Annotated in this window: 17 protein-coding genes and 2 pseudogenes; 9 read left to right on the top strand and 10 right to left on the bottom strand. The window is 67.8% G+C overall.

The window, feature by feature from the left end; translation table 11 throughout:
* A partial coding sequence (locus tag ACWDA7_RS17255) for a transposase (RefSeq protein ID WP_450605138.1) occupies positions 1–210 on the top strand: 210 nt, incomplete at its 5' end.
* 83 nt (positions 211–293) lie between these two features.
* Here the strand turns inward: ACWDA7_RS17255 and ACWDA7_RS17250 are convergent.
* From ACWDA7_RS17250 to ACWDA7_RS17225, 6 genes are read right to left on the bottom strand one after another with little or no spacing between them, the layout of a single operon-like run.
* Positions 294–1,349, bottom strand: coding sequence for a quinone oxidoreductase family protein (locus ACWDA7_RS17250; protein WP_450605137.1), 1,056 nt, complete (start codon positions 1,347–1,349; stop codon positions 294–296).
* 48 nt (positions 1,350–1,397) lie between these two features.
* Complete coding sequence (locus ACWDA7_RS17245; RefSeq protein ID WP_450605136.1) at positions 1,398–2,147, bottom strand: ABC transporter ATP-binding protein; 750 nt, start codon at positions 2,145–2,147, stop codon at positions 1,398–1,400.
* Complete coding sequence (locus tag ACWDA7_RS17240) at positions 2,131–2,847, bottom strand: ABC transporter ATP-binding protein (RefSeq protein ID WP_450605135.1); 717 nt, start codon at positions 2,845–2,847, stop codon at positions 2,131–2,133. The genes ACWDA7_RS17245 and ACWDA7_RS17240 overlap by 17 nt, the downstream gene beginning before the upstream one ends.
* Entirely contained in the window at positions 2,844–3,833 is a 990-nt protein-coding gene (locus tag ACWDA7_RS17235) for a branched-chain amino acid ABC transporter permease (RefSeq protein WP_450605134.1), read from the bottom strand. The genes ACWDA7_RS17240 and ACWDA7_RS17235 overlap by 4 nt, the downstream gene beginning before the upstream one ends.
* Positions 3,830–4,705: a branched-chain amino acid ABC transporter permease gene (locus ACWDA7_RS17230; RefSeq protein ID WP_450605133.1), complete on the bottom strand. Its 876-nt coding sequence runs from the start codon at positions 4,703–4,705 to the stop codon at positions 3,830–3,832. Before ACWDA7_RS17230 ends, ACWDA7_RS17235 begins: the two co-directional genes overlap by 4 nt.
* 20 nt (positions 4,706–4,725) lie before the next feature.
* Positions 4,726–5,919: an ABC transporter substrate-binding protein gene (locus ACWDA7_RS17225; RefSeq protein ID WP_450605132.1), complete on the bottom strand. Its 1,194-nt coding sequence runs from the start codon at positions 5,917–5,919 to the stop codon at positions 4,726–4,728.
* 516 nt (positions 5,920–6,435) lie between these two features.
* Between ACWDA7_RS17225 and ACWDA7_RS17220 the strand changes: the two genes are divergently transcribed.
* The 4 genes from ACWDA7_RS17220 to ACWDA7_RS17205 all read left to right on the top strand — a co-directional run bounded on the left by ACWDA7_RS17220 (position 6,436) and on the right by ACWDA7_RS17205 (position 10,385).
* Positions 6,436–7,347: an alpha/beta hydrolase gene (locus tag ACWDA7_RS17220; protein WP_450605131.1), complete on the top strand. Its 912-nt coding sequence runs from the start codon at positions 6,436–6,438 to the stop codon at positions 7,345–7,347.
* A 73-nt stretch (positions 7,348–7,420) separates the two neighbouring features.
* Positions 7,421–8,584 carry an acyl-CoA dehydrogenase family protein gene (locus ACWDA7_RS17215; protein WP_450605140.1) on the top strand — a complete coding sequence of 388 codons (1,164 nt, stop codon included), beginning with the start codon at positions 7,421–7,423 and terminating at the stop codon, positions 8,582–8,584.
* The gene (locus ACWDA7_RS17210) at positions 8,581–9,654 is read left to right on the top strand and encodes a phosphotransferase family protein (protein ID WP_450605130.1); all 1,074 of its coding nucleotides are present in this window, start codon (positions 8,581–8,583) and stop codon (positions 9,652–9,654) included. Before ACWDA7_RS17215 ends, ACWDA7_RS17210 begins: the two co-directional genes overlap by 4 nt.
* On the top strand, positions 9,651–10,385 hold the full coding sequence (locus ACWDA7_RS17205) for an SDR family NAD(P)-dependent oxidoreductase (RefSeq protein WP_450605129.1): 735 nt from the start codon (positions 9,651–9,653) through the stop codon (positions 10,383–10,385). The genes ACWDA7_RS17210 and ACWDA7_RS17205 overlap by 4 nt, the downstream gene beginning before the upstream one ends.
* Before the next feature lie 18 nt (positions 10,386–10,403).
* Here ACWDA7_RS17205 and ACWDA7_RS17200 read toward each other — a convergent pair.
* Together ACWDA7_RS17200 and ACWDA7_RS17195 are read right to left on the bottom strand one after the other, a co-directional pair.
* Positions 10,404–10,523: pseudogene (locus tag ACWDA7_RS17200) on the bottom strand (IS982 family transposase); the annotation flags it as partial.
* Positions 10,500–11,075, bottom strand: a pseudogene (locus tag ACWDA7_RS17195) (ISL3 family transposase); the annotation flags it as partial. The pseudogenes ACWDA7_RS17200 and ACWDA7_RS17195, both read right to left, overlap by 24 nt.
* 124 nt (positions 11,076–11,199) lie before the next feature.
* Here ACWDA7_RS17195 and ACWDA7_RS17190 point away from each other — a divergent pair.
* Both ACWDA7_RS17190 and ACWDA7_RS17185 read left to right on the top strand, forming a co-directional pair.
* Complete coding sequence (locus tag ACWDA7_RS17190; protein WP_450605141.1) at positions 11,200–11,382, top strand: hypothetical protein; 183 nt, start codon at positions 11,200–11,202, stop codon at positions 11,380–11,382.
* Between the two features lie 26 nt (positions 11,383–11,408).
* Positions 11,409–12,071, top strand: a complete 663-nt coding sequence (locus ACWDA7_RS17185) for an HAD family hydrolase (protein ID WP_450605128.1) — start codon at positions 11,409–11,411, stop codon at positions 12,069–12,071.
* Here ACWDA7_RS17185 and ACWDA7_RS17180 read toward each other — a convergent pair.
* Entirely contained in the window at positions 12,052–13,278 is a 1,227-nt protein-coding gene (locus ACWDA7_RS17180) for a helix-turn-helix domain-containing protein (protein WP_450605127.1), read from the bottom strand. The two genes, ACWDA7_RS17185 and ACWDA7_RS17180, sit on opposite strands and share 20 nt — an antisense overlap.
* A gap of 563 nt (positions 13,279–13,841) precedes the next feature.
* Here ACWDA7_RS17180 and ACWDA7_RS17175 point away from each other — a divergent pair.
* A complete protein-coding gene (locus tag ACWDA7_RS17175) occupies positions 13,842–14,327 on the top strand; it encodes a DUF6415 family natural product biosynthesis protein (RefSeq protein WP_450605126.1) in 486 nt (161 codons plus the stop codon).
* Positions 14,328–14,584: 257 nt separating this feature from the next.
* Positions 14,585–15,253: a hypothetical protein gene (locus ACWDA7_RS17170; protein ID WP_450605125.1), complete on the top strand. Its 669-nt coding sequence runs from the start codon at positions 14,585–14,587 to the stop codon at positions 15,251–15,253.
* 168 nt (positions 15,254–15,421) lie between these two features.
* Here the strand turns inward: ACWDA7_RS17170 and ACWDA7_RS17165 are convergent, their stop codons facing one another.
* The gene (locus ACWDA7_RS17165) at positions 15,422–16,477 is read right to left on the bottom strand and encodes a protein kinase domain-containing protein (protein ID WP_450605124.1); all 1,056 of its coding nucleotides are present in this window, start codon (positions 16,475–16,477) and stop codon (positions 15,422–15,424) included.
* Between the last annotated feature and the right edge of the window lies 1 nt (position 16,478).

Genomic DNA, 16,478 nt, shown 5'->3' with positions numbered 1-16,478 from the left:
ATCCGCGCCGGCGTGGAGGGCACGATCTCCCAGGCGGTCCGCCGCACCCGCATCCGCCGCACCCGCTTCACCGGCCTGCCCAAGACCCACCTCGGACACATCTTCGCCGCCACCGCCATCAACATCATCCGACTCGACGCCTGGCTCACCGAAACCCCACTCGGCGAGACCAGAACCTCGCATCTGGCCCGACTTGAACTGGCCGCATAGAAGCCCACCCACACACCCGGTTCACGGATTTCCCAACGGAGTCGTGAACGCCCGGAGTTCCTCGCAGGATCAGGCTGAAACGATCAGTCAACGGTTGCGGAGAGGTCGACCAGGACCTTTCCGCGCGCGGCACGTTCGGCGATTCGCTGGAACGCGGCACGGTACTCGTCCAGCGGAACGATGGCGTCGATCGCTGGTGTCAACTGCCCGTCGGCGACGAGGTCGAGCAGTTCTCGCTGCTCGTCGACCGTCCAGCCGGTGGCACCCAGGATCTGCAGCTGGAGACTCCACACGTACCGCAGGTCGAGTTCCACCAGATGTCCGGCGAGAGCACCGCACGTCAGGATTCGGCCGCCGGCTCGCACGCACCGCAACGCACTGTGCCATGTGGCTCCGCCGACGAAGTTCACGAGCACGTCGACACCTGGCGGGTTCGCGGCCGTATGGCCAGGCAGGTGGGTGACCGGGTCGATGGCGCGCGGCCGTCCGAACAGCGCTGTGCACCGCTCGCGCAGGTCTTCGCACGACAGGTCGATGACGTGATCGGCTCCGAGTGAACGGACGTAGTCGGCCTTCGCCGTGGTGTTGACCGCTGCCACAACAACCGCGCCTCGCGTCTTCGCCAGTTGAACCACGGCGCTTCCGACACCACCGGCCGCACCGAGGACCAGCACAACCTCTCCCGGAGACACCCGCCCGACGGTGAACAGCATGTGCGCGGCGGCGCCGTAGGCGGTCGGCAGGGCCGCGGCGTCCCGCAGCGAAACGGTGTCGGGGACCCGGGTGAGCTGGCTGACGTGGCAGGCCATCAGTTCCGACAGACCACCGAGCGTCGACTCGCCGTTGATCCCATGCCGCGGGTGGGTGGGATAGATCAGGACCCGGTTGCCGGAACGCCATCCTTGACGCATCGCACCCTCACCGACGTGGGTCAGGACGCCTGAGACGTCACCGCCGGGCACCATCGGAAAGGGATGGTGGACGTTCGGCAGGCCGGCGAGCACAAGGAGGTCCAGGGCGTTCAGCGAGACGTGGGACACCCGGACCAGTACCTCGTCCGCCACTGCCGTCGGTTCGGGCAGATTCGTCAGCTCGAGCTGGTCGAGCTCACCGGACGCATGGTAGGTGACAGCCCGCATGGCTTGCTCCTTCTGGTGAAAACATGGACGTGATGGGCGACGCGGCGTTCACGTCGGCAGCTGTGGCCGACGTTCGCGGGCGCCGACCGATGGGTCCGCCTCGCCGAGGTAGGCGCGTTGGATCGTCGCCGTGTCGAGCGTTGCCCGCGGACCGTTCCACACGGTGCTGCCGTTCGACATCACGAGGACGTCGTCGGCGAACGCGAGAACGAGGTCGGCGAACTGCTCGACCAGGAGCACCGCGAGTCCGTCGTCACGGCATTGGCGCAGCACCGAGGCGACGACCGTCTCGCGCATCGTGGGTGACAGTCCGAGGGACGGTTCGTCGAGAACCAGGGCCGAGGGTCGACGCACGAGCGCTCGCGCGATCGCTGTCAACTGCCGTTCGCCGCCGCTGAGGTGCCCGACCTTGCGGTGCCGCAGCGGGACGAGTCTCGGAAAGTCCTCGAAGCTTCGTGCGAGGTGGACGGAGGCCTGTCGGCGGCTCAACCCCGCCGTCGCGATGAGGATGTTCTCCTCGACGGTGAGCTCACCGATCAGGTCACGGTCCTGGGGGACGAATCCGACACCCTGCCGGAGCCGTCGCCATGTGGGCAGCCCGTCCAGTGAACCGGTCGGGCCGGTGATGTGCCCTCGGTACGGCACGCGGCCGACGATGGCGTCGACCAGCGAGCTCTTGCCGGCGCCGTTGGCACCCAGGACTCCAAGGATCCGTCCGTCCTCCACGGTTGCGGTGATGCCGCGGAGCGCGACGATGCGCCCGTACGTCACCTCGACACGGTTAAGACTCAGCGCCACTGGGAGCACCCCCTAGGTATGCCGCGGCAACGTGCGCGTCGTTGGCAAGCTCGGCTGGGCGGCCACTTCCGACGACCTGACCGGCGTCGAGGACCGTGGCGTAATCACACACCCCGTGCACCAGGCGCATGTCGTGTTCGATCAGGACCGTGGCGATCCCCAGGTCACGGATCCCGTCCAGCACACCGGCAAGTGTGCGTCGGCCTTCGTCGTCCAGGCCGCCGGCGGGTTCGTCGAGCAGCAGGACGCGTGGGCCGCTGGCGAGTGCTCGCGCCAGCTCCGCCGTGCGCCGCCCCCACGCGTCCAGTTCGCACGCGGGTCGATCGGGCAGGCCGCGTGCGAGATCGTGCGCGAAGTCGACGGTCCGGTCCGATCCATCTCGGCTCACCCGGCGGGCGACAGCCACATGCTCCAACGGGGTCAGTGAATCGAATGCCTGGGAGTGCTGGAACGTCCGGCTCAGTCCTTGGCGGACGCTGCTGTCCAGGCTTCGCCCGCGAAGCTTCACGTCGTCGATGTACACGTGCCCGGCGGCAGCACGGATCACGCCTGTCGCGGCATTGAGCAGGGTGGTCTTCCCGGCACCGTTCGGTCCGATGACGGCATGCACCTGCCCGGCCTCGACGGAAAGATCGACACCATCGACCACGGTGACGCCCTGGAATGCCACGGTCATACCGGCGATTCGGAATCGGCTCATCGAAGCACCCGCCGGGATGAGGCACCGGGAAGCATCGCCAGCACTCCGTTGGGCGCCAGCATCAATACGACGAACAGCACCGCGACGGTGAAGAAGTCCGAGTACCCCTGCAGCCCGGTGAACACTGCGGGCACCACACTGACCAGGAGCGCGCCGATGACGGGGCTGGAGAAACGATCCAAGCCGCCCACCCATGCCACCAGCAGGGTGGAAACGATCGCCGGCAAACCGAACGTCGACGGGACGATGGCGACGGTCACCACACCCAGCAAGGCGCCTGCGACCCCGAGAAGGACGTTGCACATGAAGACCGCCTGGGCGCGGATCCGGAAGACGGAGAGACCGGCGGACTTCGCTCCCTCGGTCGAGTCCCGCACTGCTCGCAGCTTCACGATGAACGCCGATCTCGCGAGCCACGCGATGAAACCGGTGGCCAGCGCGAGATAGACCGCGGCGAGGACCAGCGTGCCGTCGATCGCCCTGAGACTTCCGATCGTCGGTGCGGGCACGATCTTTCCGTACGGTCCTCCGGTGATGGAGACGGCCTCGTTGAGGACGTTCTGGACCAGGAGAACCGCGACGAACGTCGCGACCGTGAAGTAGAAGGACCGCAGTCGCAGCGTCGGCAGCAGCAGAAGCGTGATCAGAACACCTGCGGCCGCTCCCCCGATCAGGACGGCCGGCGCAACGGGTACTTTGTGCTCCATCGACAGGACGGCCGCATAGGCTCCGACACCCATCGTTGCCGGCCCGTGGAGTGCTGTGAGCCCACCGCTTCCGATGACGAGGTTCATGCCCAGGCCTGCGATCAGCCAGACCATGTAGAGGGCGGCGAGGTACGTCCAGTAGTCGCTGCCGATTCCCCACAGGACGGTCGTGGCTACCAGCGGCAGCAGCGGCGTGGCCCACCTGAGGCTCTTGAGGTGTCTGGCGGTCCGCCAGGACCGGTGGTCGCCTTCGCGCAGGGCCGCAACGTCGACGGTCATACCCGCACCGCCTCTCGCGTCCCGAACAACCCGTCCGGGCGCACCAGAAGCATCACGAAGATCACAACGAGCGGCAGGATCGACGTTGCCCACCCTCCGATGTGCACGACTGCGATGGCTTCGAGGACACCGATCAGTACGGAGCAGCCGATCGCGCCGGGCAGGTTGGTGAGGCCTCCGAGCGCGACGCCGGCGATGGCCTTGACCATGGGGAGTTGAGCCATGGTCGGGGCGGTGCTCACCGAGTTGGCCAGGAGCCAGCCGGCGTACGCGGCCAGCATTCCGGAGAGGCACCAGGCGGCGATGCGAAACCCGTTCGCGCGTATCCCCGCGACTTCCGACGCTCGTGCGTCGGCCGCCACGGCGCGTGCCATGATGCCGGCCCTGGTTCGCTGCAGAAGGAACAGGCTGGCCAGTGAGGCTGCCACCAGCGAACCGAACGTGACGATCGTGACCTGCGAAATCGGCAAGCCTGCGACTGTCGTCACGCCGTCGATGGCCAGCTTCGCGGGGATGGACCGCGGCTGGGAGGAGTAGATCAGCCGGACGGTGCCCTCTCCCAGGACCATCAGCAGCAGAAGCAGCACGACGACAACGTGTGCACCGGAGGCCGGCAGCCGCCGCTGCATCGGTCTGGCGACGACGAGTTCGATCAGCACGGACAGAACACCGACCGCCACGCATCCCAGGATCACCGCACCTGCTCCGGGGATCGGGAGATCGCTGATCGCGAGCGTCACATAGACGCCGACGGTGGCGAAGGTACCGGTCGCGAAGTTGAACACCCCGGTGGTCTTGAAGACGATCACGAGGGCGCCGGCAAGGATCGCGTACTGCGCACCGGCCTGCAGGCCGGCCAATAGGACATCCACGAAGTGCTCCTGACCGATGTTCAGCTATTGGACGGGGCGCTGAAGATCTTGACGCTGCCGTACAATCCGTTGCCGTCCGGTGCTTTGTTCGACTCGAACTGGACCAGGGACATCTGCTCGGGTCCGGAATGGTCCGCCTTGGAGAAGCTCATCGGAAAGCCGAGACCGAAGTCCACGGTCTTCAGGGACTCCATCGCGCTGACGAACTTGTCTGCATCGACGGCACCGGCCTTTTCCAGTGCCTTCTGCACCAGCTTGATCCCCTGGTAGCCCTCGAGTGCGACGGAGTCCGGGTACTTCCCGTAGCGCTGGTGGTAGGCCTGCGCGAAGTGGCTCATCGCTGTGCTCGTGCTCCTGGTGCCGAGCTCGGTCGGTGCGTACCAGGAGCTGACGAAGCCCTTCAGCAGGCCCTGCTGCGCCAGGGGCGTGACGGTCGCCTCGAGAACGCCGCCGCTGAACGAGACCACCGGGGCTGTCACACCGGCCTGCCGCAGCGCCTTGATCAGCGGAGGGGTCGAGTACACGACGGTCAGGATCACGTCCGGCTTGGACCGGGCCAGTATCAGGGACTGGGCCCTGTAGTCGGTGGCATCGAGCGGGATCTCCACGCCCTGGTACGCCGACCCCAGGCCTTTCGCTTCCAGTGCGGCCTTCACCCCGTCCGCGGCGGCCTTCCCGTAGTCGTTGCCGACGTAGGCGACCGCGATCTTGTGCGGGTTGTACCGCGGAAGCACGAGGTTCGTCAGCGATCGCGCCTCGTCCGCGGCAGACACGTTGGAGTCGAACACGTAGTGCGCGGGCGGCCGGGTGATCTCCGTTGCCGTTGCCGTCGTGACGAGCATCGGGATGTGCTGCGCCTCGGCGAGCGGCTTGACCGCGAGCGCGACGGGGCTGCAGGAGAACCCGAAGAGCATGAAGGCGCGGTCGCTCATGTACTTGCGGACTGCGGCCACGCCCTTGGTGGTGTCACATCCTTCGTCGGCAGAACTCAGTTCGAGCTTGCGCCCCAGTACGCCGCCGCGGCTGTTGATTTCATCGACGGCCAACTGGGCGCCCTGCTGCGCCGGCTTGCCGAGCGTGGAAGCCGTGGCGGACAGGTCGAACACGCCTCCTAGCACGATGGGTCCGGACCCGGACTGCGCGTTCGGCGGCGAGCATCCCGCCATGACGCCCAGAACCGCAACGGCCAGCAACGCCGCCAATCGTCGCGCCACAGCACTCCTCCTCCTGCTCAGGCACCATTTCTGAATCTGGCGCCATGTTTAGTACAGGGAGTGTGACTTGAGCCATCGCAGCCGTCAAGGAACAGCGCAGACTCCGCACCCAACGCCCTGACGATGCTCTGTGACGCCTGATCAGAAGCGCTCGCCAACGGCCTAGGGGTGACTTACCAACGGCGAACAGGCAGTTGTCCGATCGGCGGCCGACTGCACCAGGCAGCCGCTCCGTCGGTGGCGCACGGTCTTGCGCAGATGCCGGGCGCCAGGATCCGCACACAGATGACCCGGCCTCAAGACTATTTCTTGACGGTTCAGCACTTTTTCTACGGGCCCGACACGTTCAGGGCCGCTGCCCCGCCCGGGCCGGTCACCGACGTCGGCAGCGCCAACGCTTCGCCGACGCGGCCGCCTTCCGGCGCACCGCACTGCGGATCTGTTGACAGGACCCTTGGGGCAACTCTAGGTTCCAAAACTGACGCCATATTCAGAACTGGGGAGTAGGAGCCAACAGTGCGTGAGGATGTCGAGTTCCAGGTCGAAGACGGGACAACGCTTCGCGGGTACTTCCACAGCAGCGGCAACGGCCCCAAGCCCTGCATCGTTCTCGCGCACGGGTTCTCGGGCGTGAAGGAACAGATCGACCACTACGCCGCCGCTTTCGCCGCCGCCGGCTTCTCGTCACTCGTCTACGACCACCGCGGCTTCGGCACCTCCGACGGCACCCCGCGTCTGGAGGTAAATCCGTACCAGCAGATCGAGGACTGGCGCGACGCCCTGTCGTTCGCCGAGACGCTGCCCGGGGTGGACGCCGACGCCGGCTTCGGCGTGTGGGGATCGAGCTACGCCGGTGGTCTCGCGGCCGTGATCGGCGCGAACGACTCACGTGTGCGTTGTGTCGTCTCCCAGATACCCAACGTCAGCGGCCACCGCAACAGCCGTGAAATGTTCTCCCGCCCCCAGCTCAAACTCATCCAGGACAGGCTCCGCGAGGACCGTCAGGCGCGCCGCCTCGGGAAGGAGCCGGCAATGATCCCGGTGTTCTCGACCGACCCCGAGGAGCTCTGCGCGCTGCCGCCGGTGGTGCACAACCGGTTCATCGAGCTCAGCCAGGAAGGCGCCCCCGAGTGGAAGAACCAGGTCACTCTCCGCTCGGTCGGCCACATGATCGAATTCGAGCCCGCTGGGTGGTTCCCGTACCTCGCCCCGAAGCCATGGCTGATGATCGTCGGCCGTAGCGACACGACGACGTTCCCCGAGATCCAGCTGGAGGCGTTCGCCACGGCCCGGGAACCGAAGCACGTCGTGATACACGCCGGTGGGCACTTCCAGACGTACGTGGCCCACTTCGAGGAGACCAGCAAGGCGGCGACCGAGTGGTTCCTTCAGCACCTCGTGGCTGATCCGGGCCGCGGCACCCGATAAAGCGCGGGCCGAAAACAGCCAGATACCCATCGATCCGAGGGGAGGTGCGCCCGTGCTTGCCGTAGACAAACTCATGGACGCGACCCGAGAGTTCATCCGAGCCGAAGTTCTACCCATCGACGACGAGTACGACGGAGACGTGCACGCCGCAGGAGGCGACGCCCTGCGTGTGCGCCTTCACGGCGCAGCCCAAGGCGCCGGGCTCCTCTCCCCGCACGGCCCGATCGACTGCGGTGGCCTTGGCCTGAGCATGTCCGAACGAGCGCCCGTCTTCGAGGAAGCGGGCTACTCGCTGTTCGGACCGATGGCGCTGAACATCAACGCCCCCGACGAAGGCAACGTCCACCTCCTGGCACACGTCGCCTCCGACAAGCAGCGGGACGAGTACCTGCGGCCCCTGGTGACGGGCCAGACCCGTTCGGCATTCGCGATGACCGAACCGTCACCCGGAGCGGGGTCGGACCCGGCCGCGCTCTCCACCCGCGCGACGAAGACCGTCGATGGGTGGTTGATCAACGGCCGCAAGCACCTCATCACCGGTGCGGACGGCGCGGGCTTCTTCATCATCATGGCCCGCACCAGCGGCGATCCCGGAGACACCGGCGGCGCAACCATGTTCCTCGCGCCCGCAGAGACTGAAGGCATCGAGGTGGTCCGACACATCTCGACGATGGACCGGTCCATGATCGGCGGGCACTGTGAGTTGTCGTTCGTCGACGTCCTCGTCCCCGACGACGCTGTCCTCGGCGAAGTGGACGACGGATTCCGATACGCCCAAGTGCGGCTCGGGCCGGCCCGGATGACCCACGTAATGCGGTGGACCGGCGCCGCGCGCCGCACGCACGAGGTCGCCGTCCGATACGCAACGCAGCGCCGTGCGTTCGGCTCCCGCCTCGCCGACCTCGGCATGGCACAACTGCTGATCGCCGACAACGAGATCGACCTCGCCGCCACCCGGGCTCTGCTCATGCAGGCCTGCGCCGAACTGGACGCCGGCGAGCGCGCGTCCAAGTCGACATCGGTCGCCAAGACTTTCGCCGCGGAAGCGCTGAACCGCGTCGTCGACCGGGCAACGCAACTGTGCGGCGGCCTCGGTGTGTCCCGCGACCTACCGATCGCCAAGATCGCTCGCGAACTGCGCCCGTTCCGCATATACGACGGCCCGTCGGAGGTACACCGTTGGTCGATAGCCACCAGAGCGGTACGGCAGCTCACCGGCGACAGGTACGGCCGATGACCGGGGCGAAGGGCACAGCCGTGGTCGCACACGACACCGACATCACACTGACCGAGACAGAACTCGACTCAGTCGCGGCAGTGATGCGTACGGCCGGTGTCGAGGTGACTCGGCCGCTGACCGCAGAATTCATCGCCGGTGGCAGATCAAACGTCACCTTCCGGCTGTCCGACGGCGTATCCCGCTGGGTCCTGCGGATGCCACCACGGGCAGGGCGCACCCCGTCAGCGCACGATGTCGCACGGGAGTACCGCGTCACCGCGGCACTCGCCGTCACCGACATCCCCGTCGCCCGGCCTGTCGCGCTGTGCGAAGACGAATCCCTGCTCGGTGGGGCATTCTCGGTTGCCGAGTTCGTCCCCGGCCGCACGGTTCGGACCCGCGATCAACTCGCCGCGCTCGATGACGCGTCACTCGTCACGACCGTCGACCAACTGCTCAACTCCCTCGCAGCCCTGCACCGAGTCGATCACGTCCGCGTTGGCCTGGGGGATTTCGGTCGGCCGGGCGGCTACGCCGAACGGCAGCTGCGGCGCTGGTGGGGCCAATGGCAGCTGATCGGCCCGGCCGAACTGGGGTATCTCGCCCGTGCCTTGACCGACTGTCTCGCCAGCTCGATACCCCAACGACAGGCGACGGGCATCGTGCACGGCGACTACCGGATCGACAATGTGATCCTGTCGCACGACTCGTCATCGGCACCACAGGTCGCGGCCATTGTGGACTGGGAGCTGTCCACCATCGGCGACGCCGTCGCAGACGTGGCGATGATGTGCGCCTACCGCGATCCCGCCTTCGACCTCATCGTCGGCTCGCCCAGTGCATGGGCCAGTCCGCGGCTGCCCGATCCGGCCGCACTTGCCGCGGCCTACGAACGCGCAGGCGGCATCCCGCTCACCGACTGGAACTTCCATCTGGCACTGGCGTACTTCAAGATCGCGGTGATCGCGGCGAGTATCGACCACCGGGCGCGTGCCGGCGCCGCGCGCGGCCCTGGCTTCGACACTGCCGGTGAATCCGTTGCCACCTACCTCGAACTCGGCCGCACGACCCTCAGAGAGCACCGATGAGGACGGCACTCATCACGGGAGCCTCCCGCGGCATCGGTCGGGGAATCGCCCTTGAACTCGCCCGCCAGGGATACGGACTGACGGTCACCTCACGGTCGGCGGAGGATCTCGAAGCGCTGTCCGCCACTCTGAGCGACGCGGGTGCCGAGAAGGTCATCCACCGCGCCGCCGACATGGCAGACCGGGACGGCGTCGCCGCCGTAGCCGATCTCCACCGCGACACCTTCGGCACGATGGACACGCTGATACTCAACGCCGGCGTCGGCACCGCCGCGCCACTCGAGACCACACCCGCGCACAGGGTGGACAAGAGCCTGCACGTCAACTTCACCTCGCCACTCCTGTTGGTGCAGCACGCGCTGCCGATGCTGCGCGCCGCTGCCGCCGCCAACCCGCGGCGAGGCACGCGAGTCATCGCACTCGCATCGATCACCGGGGTGTATCCCGAAGCCGGCCTTGCCGTCTACGGCGCCTCGAAGGCGGCGTTGATCTCGCTCGTGGAAGCCCTCAACGTCGAAGCATCCGGAAGGGGTGTCATGGCCACAGCCATCGCCCCGGCCTTCGTCGACACCGACATGGCGGCCTGGACCGCCGACACCGTCCCGGCCGATACGATGATCACCGTCGCCGACGTGGTCACCGTCGTTCGCATGCTGCTCGACCTGGGACACACCACGTCCATCACGAAGATCGTGATGTCCCGCAGCGGAACAACTGGTTTTGCCGCCTGATGGCCACTCGCCTCGACACAGGCACAGCAACTCCGAGTGACTGAGCTTCGGCGGCCGTCCGGGCAGGCGGGCGATCCCCGCCCACTCGTCGTCGATCCTCACGTACAGTGCGGTCACGAGGGTCAGGTCGATGATCACGGTGACGTACTTGTCCCCGCGGCGAGTGTGGCGCCACACGTGCTCGTCGACCCCGATCGCGCGCACGCCGTCAAACCGGGTCGGGTCGTCGATCAGCACGCGCTTGCCCTCGGCCAGGACCGCGTCGTTGGCCGTCGACCAGGACGCCGCCAGGCCCTCGGCGACCCTCGCGACAGTCAGGTGCTGGACCACGATCCCTTCCAGCGCCCAGCGCAGACCCCGGCGCGAGAGCTTGGCCCGCGGCGCGGCCGCCCTGGACGTGTCCTGCCGCCACACGTGCCCGCACCCGATGCACCGGTAGCGGCGGACCGTGACCAGCAACGTCGTCGGGCGCCAGCCCAGCAGCTCATGCGCAAGACGCCGCGTGACCGTGTGCCGTGGCGCTCCTTCACACCCGCAGCGGCGGCACCAGCCGTCCGTCTCGACGCCCACGACGCGGCAGGCAAGAACCGCCCGATCCGGCTCCACACGCTGCCCGGTCACCTCCAAGCCGAGCTCATCGAGGCGACAGAACGTAGTCAGGTCAGGGCAGGCGAAGGTAGCGTCAGGCACATCGAGGTCTTCCAGATGGGCAGTGTGAGAACTTCCATCATCGGAAGGCCTCGACCCCTACCCGGCCACCACCGCGCACACCGCCCACGCCCTCAACTGCGAAGAGCCACTTCAGGAGCCGACGATGGATGACGACATTCAGCTGATCACCGACGGCGATGGCCTGGCGGTCATCGGAAGTCCGACCGCTGTCGAACGCTTCCTCGTCTCCGAAGGACTGCCGTCGAAGGACCTCGGACTGCCAAGGCTCGGATCCACCCTCGTAGTTCTGCCGGATACTGCGAGACCCGCACTCGATGCCGAATGAGAGAGTGACATGGTTACGCTGCCAGCATGATTCGCGCTGTGATCTTCGATGTCGGCGAGTGCCTCGTGGACGAGACCACGGAGTACGGCACGTGGGCCGACTGGCTCGGTGTACCGCGGCACACCTTCCATGCGATGTTCGGCGCCGTCATCGCCCAGGGCCGCGACTACCGCGAGACGTTCCAGGAGTTCCGGCCCGGCTTCGACCTGTATACGGAGCGTGAGCGGCGTGCGGTAGCGGGACAGCCGGAGACCTTCGGCGAGGCCGATGTGTACCCCGACGTCCGCGACGCTCTCGCTGCCCTGCGTGCCGATGGTCTGTGGCTGGGGATCGCCGGGAATCAGACCGTGCGTGCCGGCCGGATCTTGCGGGAGCTGTTCAGCGAGGATGTGGACCTGATCGGAACCTCTGACGACTGGGGGGCCGCGAAGCCGGCGCCTGAGTTCTTCGAGCGTGTTGCCGAGGTGGTGCCGGTGGGCGTCGGGGAGATGCTGTACGTCGGGGACCGGGTGGACAACGACATCCGTCCGGCTCATCAGGCGGGGCTGCATACGGCGCTGGTGCGGCGCGGGCCGTGGGCGACGATCCAGTGGCGGACTGAGGAAGCGGAGAAGCTCCCGACGTTCAGGGTCGAGAGTCTCCTGGAGTTGTCGGGGCTGATCGCCCAGTTCAACGGCTCAGCGCGCTGATCGCCGTCGACCAGCCGTACAGCCGGTCGTCCAGCTCGCGCACGCACGGCTCGTGCTGGTGCGGAACCAGGGCCCGGCGGACTTCTCGCACCCGGTCCATGCCCATCGCGTACCAGGCGCGTTCCAGGCCATCCAGTGCACGCAGAGCCTGCCGGCACGCTTCGTCTGGGTTGCCGGCTGCGGCCTCGACGGCGGCGAGGTCGCCGAGGACGACGGTGCGTTGTTTGTCGTCGCTGGGGCTGAGGGCGTCGAAGGCGTTCTGCAGCGTCTCGCGGGCCTGGGGCAGGTGTCCTGCTTTCAGTTGGGTGTTGCCTTTGAAGGCGGCGAGCCGGACCGGGTTGAACCAGTCGAGCCATTCGGGGCTGGGGTGGTCGCTGCCCGCGGCGAGGACGTCTTCGGCGTGCTGGATCAACTGGAGTGCTTTGCGGGTGCTGCCGCAGCGTGTCTCGCATTCGGCTTCGACGGCGTCCAGCCATGCCAGCAGGTTCGCGCAGGCCGGGCCGCGGCGGGCGTAGGTGCGGGCAGCGGTCATCCGCTCGAGGGCCGCATCGCGCTCGCCCGCCCACGCGGGGATGAACGCGGAATGAGCGAGGATGCCGGCGCCGAGCAGGGGTGCGTTGGCTTCGCCTGCTGCCTGGAGGGCGCGGACGAGGGTCTGCTGCGCACGGTCGGCGTCACGGAGGTCGAAGAATTCAATACGTGCAGCCAGCAGCCACGTTTCGCCGAGGGCGGCCGCGGTGCGCTCTCGGGTCTGGCCGGCCGTCTCCAGGAGCAGGGCGCACCCCAACGCGGCGTGGGACAGGGCGGCGGGATGGAGCGTGGCGGGAGCGACCGACCAGTACAGGCGGCGGTGGGAGCGGGTAACGGCCATGAAGTCCTGTGCAACCGAGGCGGGTTGCACAGGCACAGCCTGCGTGGGGACGACCGGCAGACCCGCGCCGGCTGCCGTATCGGCGAGGACAGCACGGCGCACACGGTCGGACCGCGGCCCGTCCGATGCCGCGAACCCCAGGGATTCAAGGTCTTGGCCCAGCAGCCGGGTGAGAGCCTGGGCAACGTCTGGCTGCGGCCACGGCGGAGTGTCGGATTCCCACCTGCGGACCTGCCGGACCCCCACCTTGAGGGCGTCCGCGAGAGCCTGCTGCGAGTGGTAACCGGCCGCCATACGGGCCGACTTGAGCCGCGTGTTACCTGCGGGGCGTGCCACTGGTCTCACCTCCGTCTTGAGCACTGACACAAGTATCAGCCAAAGCCCTCTATTTGACCAGCCACCACCATGGGAAGCCACAGAAAGTCCGCTTCTGCGCCGCGAAAGACCTCTTGAAGTCCTCGAATTAGCTCTCGTAGAGGGCCATGGTGGTACACACCCTGATCGCCGTTGGTGCCGAGGAGCCGCACGATGCCGACCACACGATTCCCGACCGCTGCCCCGCGCGCAGTGACACCCAGCTGCCACCAGCGCGTGCCCCCGCGTGGTAGGCACAGGTTGGGTCCCGCCTCGACGCCACCTCGTGGTGCACGCTCTGGCCCACCAGCACAGCACACCACCAGGGCCGCACTCTTATCCGCGTCGGCCGCAGGCGCCAACACCCGGAAAACCAACGGCATCCGCGCTCTTGCAGCACGTATCCCTCCCGGAGCGTCTGGGGAGAAAGCAGAGCGCCACCGCCGCCTCCACCCGTGCCGGGGCGCACGGCTGGTGCCACCGGCAGCGTTGGCACAGGCCGTCCGCCGCGTGCTCGGACCGCGCTGGGGATCGGAGAACTCCCAGTGACCACAGCAGCCCTCACGCAGCCCGTCGACATCGACACCATGCGCCGCAGCATCAGCCGCCTGATCGGGCCGGCCACCGAATCACCGGAGGGCGAGGAACTGGCCGGGCTGACCGGTCTGCTGCGCGGCCACATGCAGTTGATCATCCCCGAAATCGAGCAGGCGGCCGGGAAACTGCCCATGGATGACGTGCCCCGGTACTGCGCCCTCGCCTGCATCGGCGAGGCCCGCGCCAAGCTGCGGGCCGCCGCCGGCGACGGGCCGGACCGGGCTGTGGCCTACGCCCGGAGGCTCGCGCGCTCCCTTACGGCGTTGTGTGACCACTACGAGGCGCTGACCGGCGTGGAGATGTGCCTGGCCTGCGACAAGCCGATCAGAGACCGTGAGGACTCCATGCCGTACGGGCATGTCAGTGCCTCCGGTGGAGCCGCCTGTGCAGGCCGCATCCACACCCGGTGCGCCCACACCGTTCGCCGCCGCTGACGAATACCACCGCCCCGTTGAACACAGGCCGGAACCCCAGGGCGGCGCGGAGGGGCAACGCCGCGCCGCCACCCCCGCCCCGGCCGCAGGTCGCAGCCCAGCCAGTCCGGCCATCCCGGTGCGAGCGTCTCAAGCAGGGCCGCGACGGGCGGGGCCCCCACACGCCCGCCTCAGATCCCCACACCCTGGACAGGTCGAGTCTGGGGCGGCACCTCACCACACCCTTCACACACCCTCACCTCGATAGGAAGCGTCCGATGAGCGCGAGTACAGCCAGCGCAGCGAACCCGGCCACGAGCCGGCTCGTGCCCTACATCACCAGCCGCGCCGGCGAGCGCCCCGACCTGCTGTCCTCGCTGCGCGGCATGCGCGGCCCTGACGGGCACCTGCAGTTGGGCTATTGGGACGAGCTCAAGGAGGACCGCGATCTGCGGGGGGTGCTGTGGGGCCGCTGCTCCCAAACGATCGACGCCGACGGCCTGCCCATCGGGCGGCCGTGCTGGCGGATGGTCCACCCCTCCCGCCAGCGCGAGTGCATGGAGCAGCTGCGCTGCCAGGTGTGCGCCCAGAGTGCCCGTACCCGCCACGGCATCGTCTTCCTCGCCGGACCGGGTGAGGTGCGGCCGCAGGATGCGGTGGTGCGTACCGCGCAGCCCCCGGTCTGCCTCCGGCACGCCCGAGCAGCGGCGGAACAGTGTCCGCACCTCGACGGCCGACCGACCGTGTTCCTTGTGCAGAGCGCACCGTTATACGGAGTGATCGGCACCCCCTACCAGTACGGCGACGGAGGACTCCAGGCGCTACCCGCCAGCGACGCGGCGCTGCCTTACGGGCATCCGGGACTGCGTTGGTTTCTCGCCTCGCAGATGGTGCGCCGACTCCGCGCGTACACCGTCATCACTCTGGGCGACCTCCCCTTCCCCTGATCCCCGCGGCAGCCAAAGCCCCCGTCCCTTGCCTCAACGCTCCCCCGATGTAAGGCAGGGGGCGGGCCCCCACCCCGGTGCCCGGCCGCCCCATCCCCTCCCCCACGCGGCCCGGCACCGGGGCCCGACGACCAGCCGCTCGTCCGACCGCCGTGAATATGGGGTCGCTTACTGCGCCGGTACATGCCCGGGGTGATGCTGAGCGATCCATTGCACAACGTCGTCTGTCAGCCTGGTGACCTGTGCTTCGGTCTGCGGCATCCGCGGGCGCTGCCAGGGGGTAGGTCCCCACTGCTGTCCCAGCGTCCAAGGGGTGCCGCCTTGCTGAGCTTCCGCAGTGAAGCACACCCGGTAGTCAAGGATTGCCCGCAGGACGATGCGGCACCCATCACGAGGGTCAGTGGCCATCCAGAGGGTTCCCCCGTCGGGAACGAAGCCTTCCTCACTGTTGGGCTCCCAGCGATAGTCGCCGAGCACCACATCGCCGCCTGTGTGGTCGCCTTCTTCACTCCACGCATCGCTTCGACCGATCAGGGCTTCGGCGATGCGCCTGATGCAGGGCAGCATCATCCGGCGGGTTTCCTCGGTGTCCCGCCGCAACTTTTCCTGGCTTGGAATCATCACGTCGAAGCCCATCCGGTACGCCCGGTTGCGGACTCGCGCGTGAAAGCGGCTGGAGTCAGCGGAGTACTGAGCAAGCCAGGCGCGCAGCTCATCGTGAAACTCAGCCATCGTGAGTCGCTCGGCGACGCTGTACTGGGTCGCTGCCTCCAGCAGGTGAAGCAGTCGGTTCAGCCCGGGGCTGCCGCTGTGCTGCCACAGGGAGAACTCCTCCATGTCGGCGCGGTGCGTGCCGTGGGGCGGGTAGGGCCCATTCTTGGGCAGTGCGAGGATGAAGAGGGTCTTGGCCAGCGAATAGACGTCGGCGCGCTCATGGTCCCCCTCGGTGGCGAGCATCTCGGGCGCGATGAAGTTCGCCGGCCCGAGCTTCTCTCCGGGGCGGGTGAGTCCAGCCGGTGTCCCCGCGATCGCTGCGATCCCGAAGTCGGCAAGGACGGGTGCGTCGCCATACCAGAAGAGATTGGCGGGCTTTATGTCCCGGTGGTAGATGTCCCGGTCCGCCAGAGCGGTCAGCGTCCCGGCAAGCGAGGTGATATGCGTGACCACATCCAGGAGGGTCGCATCGTCTCCCAGGGCGTTATTCAGGAGTTCTGCGTGCGGCATG

The organism is Streptomyces sp. NPDC001156 (assembly GCF_053598275.1).
Note: the sequence above shows the minus strand (reverse complement) of the source record. Positions and strands in the feature narration are given on the sequence as shown.